Origin of the sequence: Actinoplanes philippinensis, assembly GCF_900113015.1 — a bacterium.
Taxonomy (GTDB): Bacteria; Actinomycetota; Actinomycetes; order Mycobacteriales; family Micromonosporaceae; genus Actinoplanes; species Actinoplanes philippinensis.
This window is the reverse complement of sequence record NZ_FONV01000008.1, coordinates 164,426-180,855: the sequence shown is the minus strand read 5'-3', so window position 1 is coordinate 180,855 and position 16,430 is coordinate 164,426. Positions and strand designations below refer to the sequence as shown.

Here is a 16,430-nt window from a genome sequence, read left to right as displayed (position 1 = left end):
GAACCCAGATGAGTCTCCAGCCCGGTGACGCCCTCGCCGCGCACAACTTCGGCCTGCAGATCGACGGCGTCATGGTCGAGTACCTGCAGGAGGTCAGCGGCCTGTCGATGGAACAGGACGTCATCGAATACCAGCAGGTGTCCGCGGCCGGCCGGCCGATCACCCGCAAGATGCCCGGCGTGAAGAAGGCCGGCGAGTGCAGCGTCACCCGCGGCATGACCCAGTCACCCGCCTTCAACCAGTGGATCAACGAGTCGATCGCCGGCAACATGGCCAGCGCCCGTAAGAACGCCACCATCATGCTGATGGACTATCAGGGCGCCACGGTCAAGCGGTACAACCTGCGCAACGCCTGGTGCAGCCGGATCGAGACGAGCGGCGTCCGCGCCGGCGACGCCTCGGCGCTCACCGAGCAGGTGACCATCGTGTTCGAAGAGCTGGTCATCGAGTGATGTCGCGCTCGGCCACCCCGCCGGGGTCCCTGCAGACCGAGTTCCGGTTCGAACTGCCCCGCGGCTACGTCGACGAGGCGGGCACGGTCCACCGGTCCGGCGTCATGCGTCTCGCCACCGCCCGCGACGAGCTGGTTCCCCTGCGCGACCTGCGGGTCCAGGAGAACCCGGCCTACCTGTCGGTGGTGCTGCTGGCCCGGGTCGTCACCGCGCTGGGCACCCTGCCGGTGATCTCCGACGGGGTGGTCGAGGGCCTCTTCGCCACCGACCTGGCGTTCCTGCAGGACTTCTACCGCCAGATCAACGCCGAGGGCCACACCCGCGCCGGGGTCGTCTGCCCGCACTGCGACACCGGCTTCGAGATCGATCTCGGCGGGAGCCGCCTGGGGGAATCGTGACGTACGCGCCCGGCGACCTGATCGCCGAGATCGCGTACGTCGCACACACCCTGCACTGGTCGCTCGACTCGATCCTCGATCTGGAACACCACGACCGTCGCCGCTTCGCCGACGCTCTCGCACCCTAGGAAGGAGGCGCCCGCATGGCGTTCTTCCGCCGCCGTCCCGTCACACCGGCGAACCCGCCGGCTGCACCGGCCTGGATCTCGGCAGCACCGGTCCGGCGGGCGCTTTCCGCGCCCTTCACCCCGGCCGCCACGGCAGACGTCCGCGGTTCGCTTCCGGCACACCACGACCCCAGGTTCGCCGACCCCCGCATGGGTACGGTCGACGCGCACCGCCGTCTGCCGATGCTGGACCTGCCGATCCCGGTGCAGCGCGCCGAGCCCCCGGTCGTGCCCGTATCCCTCGAACCGTCCCCACCGCCGCCGATCGTCCTCCTGCCGCCCCCGTCGGGTCCGTGGCGCATCCAGCGGTCGGTCCCGCCCGCCCCGTCCGCGTCGGTGCCGCCGCTTCCGGCCGCCCCGCCGGCCACTGCCCCGGCCGTCTCCGGCCCACCTGTCATGCCCGCCGCAGCCGAACCCACGGTCACCGGACCCACGGCTGCCGGGCCGGCCGCCGCCGTGGTGCGGCGGGCACCGTCGCCGGGCGTCGAGGGCCGGGTCCGGTCCGGGCTTCCGGCGCCTCGCGTGCGGCCGGCCGGGGCAGCCACCACCGGCCAGGTCCGGCAGGTGGCGACCGTGCAGCGGCGGCTCTCCGCGAGCGGGCCGTCGCCGTCGACCGGCGGCGACGGGCGGCCGGCCACGACCGGATCGGCGCCGGTCGACCCGGCGGAGGCGATACGGTCGCCTGAGCGAAGCAGCTTGCCCGCTTCGGGCCGCTCGCCGGAGACGACGGGGCCGCCCGCTCGGGACGGTGCCGACCCGGCTGCGATTCAGCGGGCGGCCACACCACCGGCCGGTACGCTCGCCTCGCACCGCACGGTTCGCCGCCGGGCCGCGCAGCGAGACGAGACGCTCCAGCGAGCCGCCGTCGACGCGGTGGCTCCCACCACGGGCGGCGCCAGGCCGTCGCCACCGCCTCAACCGACGAACCGTGTCCCCGCATCCGCGCCACCGGCGGTCTCAGCGCACCCGCCGGCGCCTGAGGGCGGCCCGTCCCCTGCTCAACGTCGGTTCGGTCTCGGCGCTCCACTCTCCGGCTCGGTGCAGCGTGCGCCGCGGTCTCCGGATCGGACGACGGCACCCGTCTCCGGCCAGACCACGGTGGCGGCACCGAAAACCGGCCCCGGATCTCCGAGCCCGGTGCAGCCGACGGCGGAGGCGGCCTCTCCCGCGACCGCACCGGTCCAGCGTGCGGCGCTCCCGCAGACCACCCCCACCACTCCCACGACCGCGCCGGCCCAGCGTGCGGCGCTCCCGAACACCACCCCCACCGCGCCCCCGACCGCACCGGCCCAGCGTGCGGCGCTCCCGAACACCACCCCCACCGCGCCCCCGACCGCACCGGCCCAGCATGTGGCGCTCCCGAACACCACCCCCACCGCGCCCCCGACCACATCGGTACAACGTGTGGCGCTCCCGAGCACCACACCCGCCACGAACGCCGCCTCCGCGCCGCCGCAGCGCACGGCACTGACGTCCCTGCCGCTTCGGTCAGGGCGAACCGGTGATCCGGCACCTGGCCCGGCGATCCCGATCCCGGTGCCGGGATCGGCAGCACCCTCCGCCTCACCTGTTCAGCGCACGGCACTGCCGCTGGCCGAGCCCACCGTTCCCCTGCTGCGCACGACACCGCCGTCCGTGCCGGTCCCACCGCCGCAGAGCGCCTCCCCGGGAACCCGCCCGGCGACCTCGGTGACCGCCGCCACCGCCTCTGCCGCGCCGCACACGCCTGCAGCTCCGACGCAGCGGGCCACGCCGCCAGCTCCGACGCAGCGGGCCACGCCGCCGGGCGACGCGATCGTGCCCGGATCCGCTGTTCCCCTCCGCGAGCCGTCGGCCGGCAACGCCACCACAGCCCCATCCGTGCAGCTTGCGGTGGTGACCCCGGTCGCCCGGGGAGCAGCCGCACAGACCGATACGCGGGCGACGGTGGTAGTCCAGCAAGACGCGGCCATCGCTTCCTCAGCTCGGTCCGGGCAACACACTGCCACCCACGTGACGTCGGCCGGCCTCGGCACGACGCCGCGGCGTACGGCTCAGCCCGGCGCGGCGGGCCGGCGACCGGTGATGACGGCACCCGGCGATGAGCGGACGGGAGCCGCGATCCGGCCGTCCTCCCCGCAGCGTCTCGGACCGCTACGGACCTCAGCGACGGCGATGCCCACGGTCCAGCGGAGTTCGGCACCCGATGACAGCGCCCCGCCCAGGTCGTCCGGAGCAGACCGAACCGTCCGGCCGCAGGCACCCGCACCCACCGCAGCGTCTCCGAACGCCACCGGCGCACCGTCCGGCAGTTCCGGCCGGTGGTCGGCGTGGACGGCACCGCTACGGGCAGCGCGCCGCGCGATGACCGCCGTCGCCACTCCCGGTAGCAACGGCCGGTCGGACACGGCAGCGCCTGGCGGCGACGGCCGGTCGGGCACAGCGGGCTGGCGGCCGCGTCGATCGGCGCCGGTCCAGCGTGCGCGCAGCGTCGCCCGCCCGCACCGGAACTCAGCAGCTCGTGCCAGCTCACCCCAGGGAGCCGACACGGCTGCTGGGCGGCTCGCCGGGACCACCCCAGCGGTCCCGGCGAGTCTCCACCCCGCTCCCCCGACGGCTCGTTCCGCCGGACACTGGCGCGAGTCGGCCTCCCCGGCCGTTTCGCCGCGGCCGGCCCGGGCAGGCGTGCATCACCGCACCACCACGGCTCCCGCCGCGTCACCGTCGGGGAGCGGGCCCGGCGCGAGCGGGCTGCCCCACATCGCGACTCCCGCAGCGTCGCCGTCCCCGCACACGCCCGGACCCGTCACACAACGCCGGACCGCGAATCCCACAACGTCGCCGCTCCCGCACACGCCCGGACCCGTCACACAACGCCGGACCGCGAATCCCACAACGTCGCCGCTCCCGCACACGCCTGCGGCCGTCGTACAACGCCGGCCCCCGAGCGCCACGGCGTCGGCGGGCCAGGCCGAGATCGGGACGACCGGACAACCTCATCCCGCGCGGGAACCGGTCCGGGACACGGTGGCGACGCCGGCTGTCCCGATCGCCCGTCCGGCGGCACCGTCAGCGGTCCACCGCGGGCAGTGGGCGGGCACACCGGAACGCTCCCGGAATCTCTCGCCCGTCCAGCGATCCGTCACAGGGACCGCACCCGAGCCAACGCCGGCCCGGCAGCTCACCGGGATCACACCGGAACCACCACCGATCCAGCAGCTCGCCGCAACCGCCCCCGAACCACCGGCCACCCAGCGGCTCGCAACCGGGCAGGTGAGTCCGGAGATCCGGATCGCCGGCACTCCGGCCATCCAACGGGACACCGCCGGGCCCGCGGTGACCGCCTTTCCGGTGCCCGGTCCGGCCGCGCCCGCACGGAGCGTCACGACCACACCGGAGACGACGACGCGGACCACCCGGCCCGCCGGGGCGAGCGCCCCGGCCGGTTCGCCGCCCTCCGGCCGGGCGGCCCCGCCCCAGGCGGAACTCGACGTCCTGGCGCACCGTCTGCTCGACCCGTTGAGCCGCCTGCTGCGGGCCGAGCTGCGCGCCGACCGTGAGCGTCTGGGCCGGCTCCGCGACCCTCTCTGACCCATCCGACGTACGACGAACGACTCGAGAAGGACCTGTCATGCCCACCGTCCCGGATCCCGCGTCCACCGTGTTCTTCCGCCTGGCCGTCGACGGCCGGGACCTCGGTCTGTTCCACGGCTGTGACGGCCTCGCCGCCGAGGTCGAGGTCGAGCAGCGTCAGGAGGGCGGCAACAACGGGTTCGTCTGGCAGCTGCCGACCCGGGTGACCCACTCGACCGTACGCCTGACCCGGCCGCTGACCCCGGACACCGCGAAGGTGGCCGCCTGGATCTCGTCGGTGACGACCGGTGTGCAGCGGCCGACCGCGCAGATCGCGGCGTTGCGGGCGGACGGCTCGACGGTCGCCCAGTGGGGGCTGGTCGAGGTGCTGCCGGTGCGCTGGCAGGGTCCGACGCTGGATCCGTCCGGCCCGGCGGTGGCGACCGAGACCCTGGAGCTGGCGCATCACGGGTTCACCGATGCGGGGCGTGCCTGATGCCGCCGGGACGCAATCTGGCCCGGGCCACGCTGGCCGTGCACCGGCCGCCGGCGGGGAGCGGTGGGCGTGCCGGTGAGGTGCCGTTCCAGTTCAACCCGTCGCAGGTGCAGTTGAGCCGGTCGGCGAGCTGGCACTCCGAGCCGGCGGTCGCGTTCCAGCGGGGCGCCACCCCGGAGTTCGCCGGGTCGCAGCCGGCGAGCATGCAGCTGGAGTTGTTCCTGGACGCGTCGGTGTCGCCGGGGGGCTCGCTGGTGCGTACCCAGGTCGAGAAGATTTTGTCCTGTTGTGAGGTGGACCCGCAGACGGTGGCGTCGGCGAAACCGGAGACCCCGTGGGTGAGGTTCTCCTGGGGTTCGTTCACGACGGTGCAGTTCGCCGCGCACGTGGAGAGCGTGTCGGTGGCGTACACGCTGTTCAGTGCCGGTGGGGAGCCGCTGCGGGCGACGTGTCAGCTGTCGCTGCGGGAGATCCCGCTGCCGGCGAAGGGCCAGAACCCGACGTCGGGGGCGCTGTCGGCGCGCCGGGTGCATCAGGTGGTGGCCGGTGACTCGCTGGCCGCGCTGGCCTGGCGGGAGTACGGCGACGCGACCGTCTGGCGGGTGATCGCGGAGGCCAACGACATCGACGATCCGATGCGGCTGTCACCGGGCCGGGAGCTGTTGCTGCCCGCCGCCGACGAGGTGCCGGCCGCCCGGTACGAGAGGACGCAGCCGTGAGCACCGAGACGTTCACCAGTGTGCTGCGGGTGGAGCTGGCCGGCGCCCCGTTGCCGGATCCGCTGGCCGCACTGCTCGTCGACGGCTGGGTGGACGCCGGCGCCGACGTGCCGGCCGCGTTCCGGCTGGCGTTCACCGACCCGGGCGGCGAGATCCTCCGGAAGTTTCCGCAGGTCCAGGTCGGTGCGGAGATCCGGCTGTTGCCGGTGACCGGCGGCACGCGGGGTGGGCCGCTGCTGACCGGTGAGGTGACCGGCCTGGAGGTGGACGCGGACGGCGGCGGGCGGACGCTCGTGGTTCGCGGCTACGACCCGGGCCACCGGCTGCTGCGGTCGCGCCGGGTGGAGGGCTACCCGAACATGACGGCCGCCGACATCGTGCGCCGGGTGGCGGGCCGGCTCGGCCTGCGGATCGGGCAGGTCGACGCCACCGCGGCGGTGTATCCGCTGGCCACCCAGCCGAACATCACCGACTGGGCGTTCCTGTCCCGGCTGGCCCGGCAGAACGACGTCCGGCTGTACTTCGACGAGGAGGGCCGGCTGCGGTTCTCCGCGCTGCCGGACGCGTCGACCGCGCCGCCGGATTCGACGCCGTCGCGGCAGAGCCCGTTCGTGCTGGAGCTGGGCGCGAACACGCTCGCGGCACGGGCCGGGGTGACCGCCGCCGGGCAGGTACGGACGGTTTCGGTACGCGGGTGGAACGTCACCACGAAACGGCCGTTGGCCGCGACCGTGGCCGCCGGTTCGACGCCGGGTGTCCGCACCGACGTGACGCCGGCCGAGCTGAGCGCCCGGTTCGGTCCGGCGGAGCTGGTCGAGACGGGTGTGCCGTACACCGACCAGGCTCAGGTGCGGCACGCGGCGCAGGCGCTGGCACACGACGTCGCCGGGTCCTTCGCCGACCTGGAGGTGGAGGTGACCGGCAATCCGCTGCTGCGGCCGGGCGTCCCGGTGGCGTTCAAGGGCGCGGGTCCGGCGTTCGAGGGCCGGTACACGGTGACCGGCGCCCGGCACATCTTCCGGTCGGGCCGCCAGTACATCACCCGGGTGACGGTCTCCGGCCGCGAGTTCCGGTCGCTGTACGGGCTGGCGTCCGGTGGTGGCTCGGACGCGCCGCCGATGCCGGGTGTGGTGGTGGCGACGGTGAGCAACATCAAGGACCCGATGCGGCTGAACCGGGTCAAGCTTCGTTTTCCCTGGTTGAGCGACTCGTACGAGTCGGACTGGTGCCGGGTGGCGCAGCTCGGCGGGGTGCGGGGCGGTGGGCTGGTGCTGCCCGAGGTGGGTGACGAGGTGCTGGCCGCCTTCGACCGGGGGTCGCTGGAGCATCCGTACGTGCTGGCCGGCCTTTACAACGGGGTGGACGCGCCGACCGCCGACCCGGACGCGCTGCCGGCCGTCGATCCGGTGGCCGGCACGGTGAACTGGCGCAGCCTGGCCTCACGCGGCGGCCACCAGGTGCAGCTGCTGGACGCGAACGCCCGGCGCGCGAGCGGGATCCGGCTTCGCACCGGCGACGGCTCGCTCACCGTGCACCTCGACGAATCCAACACCACGGTGGTGGTACGCAGTGACGGCACCGTCCGCATCGAGGGCACCCGCACCGTCGACGTGCGCGCCGGCCGTGACCTGAACCTGACCGCGGGAGGGGCCGTCAACATCTCCGCGAACGGCCAGGTGAACGTGCGCGCCGGTGGCCGGTTCGCGGTCAACGCCGGCGGCGCGGTGATGCTCGACGCGGTCGGCACCGCCCAGGTCAAGTCGGTCGGCCCGATCACCCTGACGTCACCGGCGAACACCACCGTCACCTCGGCGACGATCGCGCTGCTCGGTGTCACCACCCGCAACGGGCTGCCGTTCTGATGGGCGCACAGTTCGTGGGCGCCGGCTGGGCCTTTCCGCTGCGGACCGACGCGTCCGGCGGGGTGGCGCTGGTCCGGCGCGAACGGGAGATCGAGGAGGCGATCCGGCTGATCCTGGCGACCGCGCCGGGGGAACGGCCGATGCGCCCGGAGTTCGGCTGTGCCATCCACGAGCTGGTGTTCGCGCCGGCCAACGAGGCGACCGCCGGCCGGATCCGCTACGAGGTCCGCGCCAGCCTGGAGCGCTGGGAGCCGCGGATCGAGGTGGCCGACGTCGAGGTGCGCCTGGCCGAGGACGACGACGCGACCCTGCTCATCGACATCCGCTACACGGTCAGCGGCACCAACGACCCCCGCAACCTGGTCTTCCCGTTCTATGTGATCCCCGGCATCGAAGGAACCGTCTGATGGCGCTGCCCACCCCGAACCTGGACGACCGGCGCTTTCAGCAGTTCGTCGACGACGCCAAACGGCACATCCAGCGCCGCGGCTCCGAGTGGACCGACCACAACGTCTCCGATCCGGGGGTGACCCTGATCGAGGCTGTCGCGCACATGGTCGACCAGCTCGTCTACCGGCTGAACCGGGTGCCCGACAAGAGCTATCTGGCGTTCCTGGACCTGCTGGGCGTACGCCTGTTCCCGCCGGCCGCGGCCCGGGTGCCGGTGACGTTCTGGCTGTCCGCGCCGCAGCCGGAGCCGGTGACGCTGCCGGTGGGCACCGAGGTCGCCACGGAGCGCACCGAGACCGAGGAGGCGGTGGTCTTCACCACCGACCGTGACGTGGTGGTGCCGCCGTGCTCGCTGGAGCGGGTGCTCGTCCAGCATGCCGGGCAGCCGGCGGTGGACCGTACCAACGATGTGCTCGGCGACGGTGACGTGCCCGTCTTCGCCGAGCCGCCGCAGCCCGGTGACGCCCTGTTGCTGGGTCTGTCGGCGGCGGTGCCCGGCGCCGTGGTGGTGCTGCGGCTGGAGAGCCGGGTCGACGGTGTCGGCGTCGACCCGCGGAAACCGCCGCTGCGCTGGGAGGCGTGGACGGCCGACGGCTGGGTCGGCTGTGAGGTCGACGACGACACCACCGGCGGGCTGAACCGGACCGGTGAGGTGGTCCTGCACGTCCCGGACGGGCACGCCCGCTCGGAGGTGGGTGGCCACGACGCCGGCTGGCTGCGCTGCCGGGCGGTGAACCCGGCTGTCGGGCAGCCGTTCTACGGCACCTCCCCCACCGTGCGGGGCGGTGCGGCGTTCACCATCGGCGCGACCGGGCGGGCGGTGCACGCCCAGGCTGTCCGGGACGAGCCGCTGGGCGAGTCGGCCGGGGTGCCGGGCCAGCGGGTCCGGCTGACGCGCGCGCCGGTGGTGGCCGGTGACCCCGCGCTGCTGGTGCAGGTCTCGGCCGGTGACGGCTGGGACGACTGGCGGGTGGTGCCGGACTTCTCCCGGTCCGGGCCGGACGACCGGCACGTGGTGCTGGACGCCGCCACCGGGGAGGTCGCGTTCGGGCCGGCGGTCCGGGAGAGCGACGGCACGCTGCGTCACTACGGTGCGGTGCCGGTGGCGGGGGCGACGATCCGGGCCCGCTTCTACCGGGCCGGGGGTGGCCGGGCCGGCAACGTGGCCCGCGGGGCGGTGCGGGTGCTGCGCAGCTCGATCCCGTACGTGGCGCGGGTGGAGAACCGGGAGGGTGCGACCGGTGGCGTCGACGGCGAGACCGTGGCCGAGGCGAAGGTGCGCGCGCCGGTGACCCTGCGTGCCCAGGACCGGGCGGTGACCGTTCGCGACTACGAGGAGCTGGCCCGTCAGGCCGCGCCGGAGGCCGCCCGCATCGCCTGTCTGGGCGTCGATCCGGCCGAGGGCGGGCAGAACGCCGTCCGGCTGCTGGTGGTGCCGCAGGCCGTCGCCGACCGTGGTGGCCGGCTGCGGTTCGAGCAGCTGATCCCCGGCGACGACCTGCTCGGCCGGATCACCCGCCATCTCGACGAGCGCCGTCCGTTGGGCACCCGGCTGTCCATCGGTCCGCCCTTCTACCAGGGCGTCTCGGTGGCTGCGACGGTCCGGGTCCAGCGTGCCCGAGGCCGCCGGGAGGAGGTACGGGCAGCCGCCCTCGACGCGATCCACCGCTATCTCGACCCGTTGACCGGGGGCGCCGACGGTCGTGGCTGGCCGTTCGGCAGGCCGTTGCGGGCGGGTGAGATCTTCGCCGCGCTGCAGCGGGTGCCCGGCGTGGACCTTGTCGACGAGGTGCTGCTGAGCCCGGCCGACCCGCTGACCGGCCGCCGTGGCGAGCCCGGCGACCGGATCGACCTGAGCCCGGCCGCGCTGTTCTTCTCCTTCGAGCACTCGGTACGGGTGGACGACTGATGCGCGCCGCGATCGACGGGCTGCGCAGCCCGTACCCGCTGGGCGCCCAGCTCCCGGCCGTGTACGCCGACGACGTGCTGATGCAGGCGTTCGCCGGCGGCCTGGACGACCTGCTGGCCCCGCTGCTGGGCGTGCTGGACAACCTGGACGCCTACTTCCGGCCGGGCACCGCCCCGGACGACTTCGTCGATCTCCTCGGCGCCTGGACCGGTGTCGAACCGGCGCTGGTCGCCGCCGAGCACCTGCGGGAGGCGGTCGCGCTGGCCGCTGACCGGCACCGCCGCCGCGGCACCCGGGCCGGGCTGGCCGCGGCGGTGCGACTGGCCTTCGGTGTGCTGCCGGAGATCACCGAGAGCGGCGGGGCGGTCTGGTCGGCGCGTCCGCTCGGGCCGTTCCCCGGCGACCGTACGCCCGGCTTGACGGTGACCCTCCGGGTGCCGGATCCGTCCGCCGTCGACCCGGCCCGGCTGGACGCCGTCGTGGCGGCCGCCCGGCCGGCCCATCTGCCCTACCGCGTCGCGGTACTCCCGGAAAGGACCTGATCATCATGACCTCACCCACCTCGCCGCGCCGTCCCGGCGACCCGGCGCCGCCGTCCGAAGCCGACCGGGCGCGGGCGCTGCTGCTGCCGGTGTCCGAGCCGGAGGGCACCCAGGACCTCGACGGCGACGGGGTGCCGGCCGTGTTGCCCGGCCGCCCCGAGCCGGCCCAGCCGCCGACCCGGCTCGCCACGCCCGCCGAGGAGAGCGGCCTGACCTGCTGGAACTGCTCCTTCGGCAACCGGGAGGACCGGATCTTCTGCCGCAACTGCGGCGCCGAGTTGCGCAATCCGCCGACCCTCCAGCTGCCCCCACCGCCGCGCCGCAGTCTGAAGAAGCCGCTGCTGATCGCGGTCGCCGTGCTGGCCTGCCTGGCGCTGGTCGCCGGGATCGTCGCGGCGGTCCGGGCCTTCTCCGGCGGCGACGCGTTGGTGCCGGCCGGGCTGGTGGTGGCCCCGCCGGAGCAGGCGGAGGCCACCCGGGAGGATCCACAGCATCCGGTGCGCAACGCGTTCGACGGGGTGACCGACTCCTGGTGGGGACCGGGCCGGGCCGGCGAGGGCAAGGGTGAGGCCGTGCAGGCCCGCTACGTCCGGCCGGTGCATCTGCGGGCGATCCGCATCCACCCCGGCGTCTCCACCCGGCCCGCCGACAAGGAGAAGCAGGCCCGCCCCCGGGAGATCCGGGTCATCGTCACCGACGGGCAGGGCAAGGGCAGCGAGAAACGCTACCGCCTGGAGGACGGCAAGCCGCTGCTCGCCGAGATCGACGTGCCGGAGGCCCGGCAGGTGCAGGTCGTGCTGGAGTCCGCCTACGGCGCCACCGGCGGCCGGCAGGTCGCCATCTGTGAGATCGAGCTGTTCCGTGCACCGGCATGAGCACCGGGGCGCCGGCGGCTCCGGCGCCCCGCCGGCCAGGTCCACCCAGCGCCGCCCCGACCAGGACCGGCTCGCCGCGCTGCAACGCGCCGGCGGCAACGCCGCGGTCCAGCGCTCGCTGGTGCCGGAGGTGCTGCGCGGCACCGGCCGTCCGCTGGCCGACGGTGTCCGGCGCGACATGGAGGCCCGCCTCGGGGCGGACTTCTCCGATGTGCGGCTGCACACCGGTGGCCTGGCCGAGCGGTCGGCCGCCGAGATCGGGGCGCGCGCCTACACCTCCGGCAGCCATGTGGTGCTGGGTGCGGGCGGCGGTGACCGGCACACCCTGGCCCACGAGCTGACCCACGTGATCCAGCAGCGCCAGGGCCCGGTCGCCGGCACCCCGGACGGCCACGGCCTGTCGATGTCCGACCCGGGCGACCGTTTCGAACGGGCCGCCGAGGCCAACGCCACCCGCGTCCTCGCCGGGCCCGCGCCGACCAAGCACCTGCACGGGCCGGCCTTGGCCCCGGCGGCCGGAACGGCCGTCCAGCGGGTGCCGTCGGCCATGCACGGCAAGGACCTGAACCCGGCATTCCTGACGGCGCCGCCCAGGGTCTGGCCGCTGCTCTGGCGGCTACGCGGGCAATTGAAGGAGTTCCGTGGTCACATCCGTGCCACGGCCCGGCGCCCGGACACCGAGATGGTCCTGCTCGACCGGATGATGGTTCTGTTGGAGGAGATCGGTGTCAAGGGCGGCGCCAGGTTCCGCACCCGACCGGATGACTGGTATCAGCACGTCGTGGACACGGTCACCGACGAGCGGGCCACCGCCCAGCGCAAGTGGGACGACTACGGCTATTACCTGATGCGCCAGTTCGGGACCATCTGGAAGTCGGACTTCGACATCGGGCAATACCCGGTCGGCAACTCGTTCGCCAGTCCGTTCGAGCAGGTCTCGGCCCGCAACCTGACCTCCATGACACGGTCGCTCGACGGCAACCGCACCGGCGACGACGCCTGGATGGACGAGGTCGACAGCAAGGTCCAGGCCAGCCTGCGAAAGTGCGTGCTACGGCATTACGCGCCCGCGGACCGGTTGCAGCGCATCCTCGACGGCCCGGACGACCAGCGCATGCTGAAGTCGCTGGAGCTGCTGCGGCACACCGGCCGCCCGGTCGAGCACAACACCGAGGAGGTCGACCAGACCGACTTCGCCAACACCGGGTTCGTATTCTTCTACATCGAACCGGCCGGTGCGGACTTCCGTGAATCACGCTTCGGCGGGGAAGACCCGGCCCGCGTCACCGTTCCGATCGACCTGCTCGCCAGCCGCAACGGCTGGGTGATGCTCAACGACTTCGCCGACCGTGAGTTCCCGACCATCCGCGCCGACGACGAGGGTGAGCTGGTCTCCTACACCCGCGCCGAGACAGGCCCGGACGTCATGGAGACCTTCCCCGTCGCGGCCGGCTCCCCGCACGGGGCGTTGAAGGTCGCCCGGGCCCGGTACAACGAACTGCAGAAGCAGCTGGGCAAGACCTTCCCCATCGCCCGCCAGATCAGCAAGAACGCCGCCGTTCTCGCGGAGCTCGCCGCCACCTCCGACTCCGCGAAGGCGCTGGAGTACATCGAGCAATTGCGAACTCTCGACACGGACTACCGGGCCTGGTACGACGACGCCCTCGCCGAGCTGACGAAGGCGAACGACGAGTGCGAACGCGCCCTGGCCGAGGTCCAGCGCTTCCGGCACCCGGTACGCACCTACCGCCCGGACAACGACCCCAACCTCAGAGTCGAGGAACGGAGGGAGCGCTACCAGCAGATCTACTACGGGCCGGCACACGCGAACAACTTCGCGTACCGCAACTCGGCCAAGGCGATCCGCTACGACAGGCGGCCGGACATGACGCTGGTCGGTGGCGACGTCATCCCCGGCCTGGCCCGCCGCTGTGTCCTGGAGATCTCCTACATACGCAAGGGTCATCCGCTGGCCGCCCAGAAACTGATCGACAAGTCCGGTGACGAGCTGGTCAACGTGCTGCTGCGAACCTTCCTGCGGCCGCAGGCGCTGCTGCAGAAAGAGGTCCGCTTCGACGCCTCCCAGGTTCAGTTCCGCAAACCGAGGCCCGCGCGGTGACACCCCGGGCACATGACCGGCGGGCTCCCCGGACCGATGCGGCGGTCGGAGTGCAACGGACCGGGGCCGTCCGCCGTGATCAGCCGGCCAACAGCGCCCTGCTCGCCTACGCCGGCACCTGGTCGCGTACCTCGCAGGGATGGCGGACCCGCAACCGCTCCGCGCCGCTGCGGCGCATCGACGACGCGCTGGCCGGGTGGGCCGCCGAGTACCAGGCCTCCCAGGCGCCGATCCCCACCATGCAGGGGCTGCGCCACGTGGAGCAGGCCGTCGTCGAGTGGAGCCTGTCGAAGGGTGACCGTGTCGCCCGGAGCGCCCGCGCCCCGCACATCCGGGCGCTGGCCCAGCGGCTCGCCGCCGCGCTCACCGAGACCGGCGCCGAGGTCGCCGACCAGGAGAGACAGCGGCAGAGGTCCGCGGCGGCGACGGAGCTGTTCCAGCGCATCGACCCCCGGCTGCAGGGCATCGCGCACCGGCGTGGCCCGACCGTCAATCCCGACGCGCCCGTCCACCGGGCGTTCCTGGCCGACCGCGACGACGAGGGCCGGCTCAGCCCCGCTTCGGTCGCCACCATCGAGAACCGCAACGGCCAGACGCTCGCCGAACGCCTGGACACCCTGGGCCACGCCGGCATCGAACGGGACCCGTCGATGACCGACACCGAGGTCCGGGACCTGGCCGGCTCGTACGCCAACCCGGTCACCGGGACCAGCGAGTACCCGGAGGTCGCCTCCTACCTCGCCGACGGCGTGCCGACGGCGAGGTGGAACACCGTCTCGGTCCGCACCATGGACGTGCCCGGGGCGCCGATCTTCGTCATCGGCGACACCGCCGACCAGCACTACGCGCCCCGGTACGAGCTGTTGCGGGAGGCGGTCGGCCGGGTCCGGGCGGCCGGTTTCGAGATTCCCGAGCTGACCGTACGGCTGCCGCGGTACTCCCGGAAGCTGATCCTGGCGCCGGACCGGATCACCGTCGGGGAGAAGATCTTCCGCAACGAGTACGTCCACGGCACCCTGCTGCTGTCCGCGCACGCCTACGGCACCCCGCTGCCGGCGTATCTCTCCACCCAGCTCGACCGGGAGGTCAACGCCGTCCGTCCGGAACACGAGCTGAAGACGTTCGGGGTCGCGTCGATGGTGCACGAGCTCGGTCACTTCCTGCACCACCGCCAGAGCCCGGGCCTCTTCGCCGACCTGCAGCTCGCCGCGTACGAGCCGGCGGCCCGCCGCACCGCGGAGACGGTCAGCCACTACGCCCAGGAGAACCCGCGGGAGTTCGTCGCCGAGGTCTTCATGATGCGCTGCTTCGGCCGGCCGCTCACCGACGAGGTCGCCGCCCTCTACCGGCGTCTCGGCGGGCCCGAACCCCGGCGGTGACCGGCACGTCGACACGGCGTCGACCGGACACCATCGGCGCGCCGGTGGACTGGGAGCAGGCGCGCCCGACCGCGCGCGCCGACGTGCGGCGCGTGACGCCGCCTGTCCGGAGACGAGTCCCTTGCCTGACCAGAACGACCGGCCGGTACGGCGGCGCCGGCGCATCGCAACGATCGCCGGCGCCGCGGTGTCGGCTCTGCTGCTGCTGACCGTGATCGCCGTGTTCACCTGGCCGCTCGACGACGAGCGGCTGCACCGGGCGGAGGTGGCCCCGATGGCGTTCGCCGCCGCCGAGGCCGAGGCCCGCCGGGCCGCCGACGCCGACGCCGCCGACCCGGGTGTACGCCCGGAGTGCGCCACCCGTCTGCTGTCGCACGGCCGGGCCACCGCCAAGGCGGTGCTGCTGCTGCACGGCTACACGGCCTGTCCGGATCAGATGTCCGGCCTGGCCGACCACTTCTTCCGGCTGGGCTACAACGTGTACGTGCCCCGCGCGCCCCGGCACGGCCTGACCGACCGGGCCGCCCACGCCGGCGTGGAGGCGCCCGAGCTCACCGGATATGCGAACAGCGCCTGGAACGTCACGGCCGCGCTCGGCGACGAGGCCGGGGTGACCGGTGTCTCGGCCGGCGCGGTGCTGGCCACCTGGCTGGCCCACCATCGCCCCGACTCGGTGCGGCATCTGCTGGCGCTGTCGCCGTTCTACCGTCCGGGCAGCTCACAGGCTCCCGCCGTGGCGGTCCGGCCGATGCTCGTCGGGTACGGCTTCCGGCTGCTGCCCGACCACGTCAACGGGCGCGGCTACTCGTATGCGGCGCTGGCCCAGTATCTGCGGATCGCCGCGAACCTCGGGCCGCCGCCGGCGGACACCGTACTTCGCAGCACCGCCGTCGTGGTGGCCCCGGGCGACACGCTGATCGACCAGCGGGAGGCGGTGGCCGTGCCCGGTGCCCTGGCCGGCGCCTCCGGGGCCACGCTGACCGGTCACGTCCTGCCGGCCGTGCTGAACCTGGAGCACGACATCGTCAGGCCGTCGACGGCTCCGCAGTTGTATCCGCTCTACCAGCGTCTCTACGAGGGGATCTGATGGCTTCGACACTGTTCTACGGCGGCCACGTGGTGACCCTGGACCCGGCCCGGGGCGATCTGCCTTCCGGGGACGTGCTGATCGACGGCGCGGTGATCACCGAGATCGGGCTGTGGGTCGACGCCGTGGACGCCGTGGCGATCGACGTCTCCGGCATGATCGTGATCCTCGGTTTCCGGCCCGTTCACCGGCACCTCTGGCAGCATGTGCCGGGCGCCGAGGCGAGCGGGGCCACGCCGGCGCCGGGTGCCCGCGCCGACCTGATCATCCTGGACGTCCCGGCTCGCGGATGCCGGGACGTCGCCGCCCTGATCGAGGGCAGCACGCCGGCGGACGTGCACACCGTGCTGATCGCCGGTCGCCCGGCGCGGCCCTGAGAGGACGGTGATGGCCGGCCCCTCGGGTGGGGGCCGGCCGTCATCG

The 16,430-nt window shown here is 73.7% G+C and carries 15 protein-coding genes; all 15 read left to right on the top strand.

Going from position 1 to position 16,430, the window contains the following annotated elements:
* The first annotated feature begins 8 nt into the window (after positions 1 to 8).
* The 15 genes from BM290_RS21985 to BM290_RS21905 all read left to right on the top strand — a co-directional run bounded on the left by BM290_RS21985 (position 9) and on the right by BM290_RS21905 (position 16,384).
* Positions 9 to 452, top strand: a complete 444-nt coding sequence (locus BM290_RS21985) for a phage tail protein (protein WP_093616980.1) — start codon at positions 9 to 11, stop codon at positions 450 to 452.
* The gene (locus BM290_RS21980) at positions 452 to 850 is read left to right on the top strand and encodes a hypothetical protein (protein WP_203779671.1); all 399 of its coding nucleotides are present in this window, start codon (positions 452 to 454) and stop codon (positions 848 to 850) included. Before BM290_RS21985 ends, BM290_RS21980 begins: the two co-directional genes overlap by 1 nt.
* Positions 847 to 978, top strand: a complete 132-nt coding sequence (locus BM290_RS50720; protein WP_093616978.1) for a DUF6760 family protein — start codon at positions 847 to 849, stop codon at positions 976 to 978. The genes BM290_RS21980 and BM290_RS50720 overlap by 4 nt, the downstream gene beginning before the upstream one ends.
* Before the next feature lie 3,291 nt (positions 979 to 4,269).
* Positions 4,270 to 4,587: a hypothetical protein gene (locus BM290_RS21960; protein ID WP_093616972.1), complete on the top strand. Its 318-nt coding sequence runs from the start codon at positions 4,270 to 4,272 to the stop codon at positions 4,585 to 4,587.
* Between the two features lie 40 nt (positions 4,588 to 4,627).
* Positions 4,628 to 5,065, top strand: coding sequence for a phage tail protein (locus tag BM290_RS21955; protein WP_093616970.1), 438 nt, complete (start codon positions 4,628 to 4,630; stop codon positions 5,063 to 5,065).
* On the top strand, positions 5,065 to 5,784 hold the full coding sequence (locus tag BM290_RS21950; RefSeq protein WP_093616968.1) for a CIS tube protein: 720 nt from the start codon (positions 5,065 to 5,067) through the stop codon (positions 5,782 to 5,784). The genes BM290_RS21955 and BM290_RS21950 overlap by 1 nt, the downstream gene beginning before the upstream one ends.
* Positions 5,781 to 7,646, top strand: a complete 1,866-nt coding sequence (locus BM290_RS21945; RefSeq protein ID WP_093616966.1) for a VgrG-related protein — start codon at positions 5,781 to 5,783, stop codon at positions 7,644 to 7,646. The genes BM290_RS21950 and BM290_RS21945 overlap by 4 nt, the downstream gene beginning before the upstream one ends.
* Positions 7,646 to 8,053: a GPW/gp25 family protein gene (locus tag BM290_RS21940; RefSeq protein WP_093616964.1), complete on the top strand. Its 408-nt coding sequence runs from the start codon at positions 7,646 to 7,648 to the stop codon at positions 8,051 to 8,053. Before BM290_RS21945 ends, BM290_RS21940 begins: the two co-directional genes overlap by 1 nt.
* A complete protein-coding gene (locus BM290_RS21935; protein WP_093616962.1) occupies positions 8,053 to 10,005 on the top strand; it encodes a putative baseplate assembly protein in 1,953 nt (650 codons plus the stop codon). Before BM290_RS21940 ends, BM290_RS21935 begins: the two co-directional genes overlap by 1 nt.
* Positions 10,005 to 10,547 carry a phage tail protein gene (locus BM290_RS21930; RefSeq protein WP_093616960.1) on the top strand — a complete coding sequence of 181 codons (543 nt, stop codon included), beginning with the start codon at positions 10,005 to 10,007 and terminating at the stop codon, positions 10,545 to 10,547. Before BM290_RS21935 ends, BM290_RS21930 begins: the two co-directional genes overlap by 1 nt.
* 5 nt (positions 10,548 to 10,552) lie before the next feature.
* Positions 10,553 to 11,422 (top strand): NADase-type glycan-binding domain-containing protein, encoded by an 870-nt coding sequence (locus BM290_RS21925; RefSeq protein ID WP_093616958.1) that lies wholly within the window; start codon positions 10,553 to 10,555, stop codon positions 11,420 to 11,422.
* On the top strand, positions 11,409 to 13,541 hold the full coding sequence (locus BM290_RS49215) for an eCIS core domain-containing protein (RefSeq protein ID WP_203779669.1): 2,133 nt from the start codon (positions 11,409 to 11,411) through the stop codon (positions 13,539 to 13,541). The genes BM290_RS21925 and BM290_RS49215 overlap by 14 nt, the downstream gene beginning before the upstream one ends.
* Positions 13,542 to 13,591: 50 nt before the next feature.
* Positions 13,592 to 14,920, top strand: a complete 1,329-nt coding sequence (locus tag BM290_RS21915; RefSeq protein WP_093616956.1) for a hypothetical protein — start codon at positions 13,592 to 13,594, stop codon at positions 14,918 to 14,920.
* 121 nt (positions 14,921 to 15,041) lie between these two features.
* Positions 15,042 to 16,007, top strand: a complete 966-nt coding sequence (locus BM290_RS21910) for an alpha/beta hydrolase (RefSeq protein ID WP_093616954.1) — start codon at positions 15,042 to 15,044, stop codon at positions 16,005 to 16,007.
* Positions 16,007 to 16,384, top strand: a complete 378-nt coding sequence (locus tag BM290_RS21905; RefSeq protein ID WP_093616952.1) for a hypothetical protein — start codon at positions 16,007 to 16,009, stop codon at positions 16,382 to 16,384. Before BM290_RS21910 ends, BM290_RS21905 begins: the two co-directional genes overlap by 1 nt.
* The last annotated feature ends 46 nt before the right edge of the window (positions 16,385 to 16,430 follow it).

Bases quoted from the DNA above. Each gene is read 5' to 3' on its own strand.
- BM290_RS21935 (WP_093616962.1), top strand. From the start codon at position 8,053: ATGGCGCTGCCCACCCCGAACCTGGACGACCGGCGCTTTCAGCAGTTC.
- BM290_RS21985 (WP_093616980.1), top strand. From the start codon at position 9: ATGAGTCTCCAGCCCGGTGACGCCCTCGCCGCGCACAACTTCGGCCTG.
- BM290_RS21950 (WP_093616968.1), top strand. From the start codon at position 5,065: ATGCCGCCGGGACGCAATCTGGCCCGGGCCACGCTGGCCGTGCACCGG.
- BM290_RS21980 (WP_203779671.1), top strand. From the start codon at position 452: ATGTCGCGCTCGGCCACCCCGCCGGGGTCCCTGCAGACCGAGTTCCGG.
- BM290_RS21925 (WP_093616958.1), top strand. From the start codon at position 10,553: ATGACCTCACCCACCTCGCCGCGCCGTCCCGGCGACCCGGCGCCGCCG.
- BM290_RS21955 (WP_093616970.1), top strand. From the start codon at position 4,628: ATGCCCACCGTCCCGGATCCCGCGTCCACCGTGTTCTTCCGCCTGGCC.
- BM290_RS21905 (WP_093616952.1), top strand. From the start codon at position 16,007: ATGGCTTCGACACTGTTCTACGGCGGCCACGTGGTGACCCTGGACCCG.
- BM290_RS21940 (WP_093616964.1), top strand. From the start codon at position 7,646: ATGGGCGCACAGTTCGTGGGCGCCGGCTGGGCCTTTCCGCTGCGGACC.
- BM290_RS21930 (WP_093616960.1), top strand. From the start codon at position 10,005: ATGCGCGCCGCGATCGACGGGCTGCGCAGCCCGTACCCGCTGGGCGCC.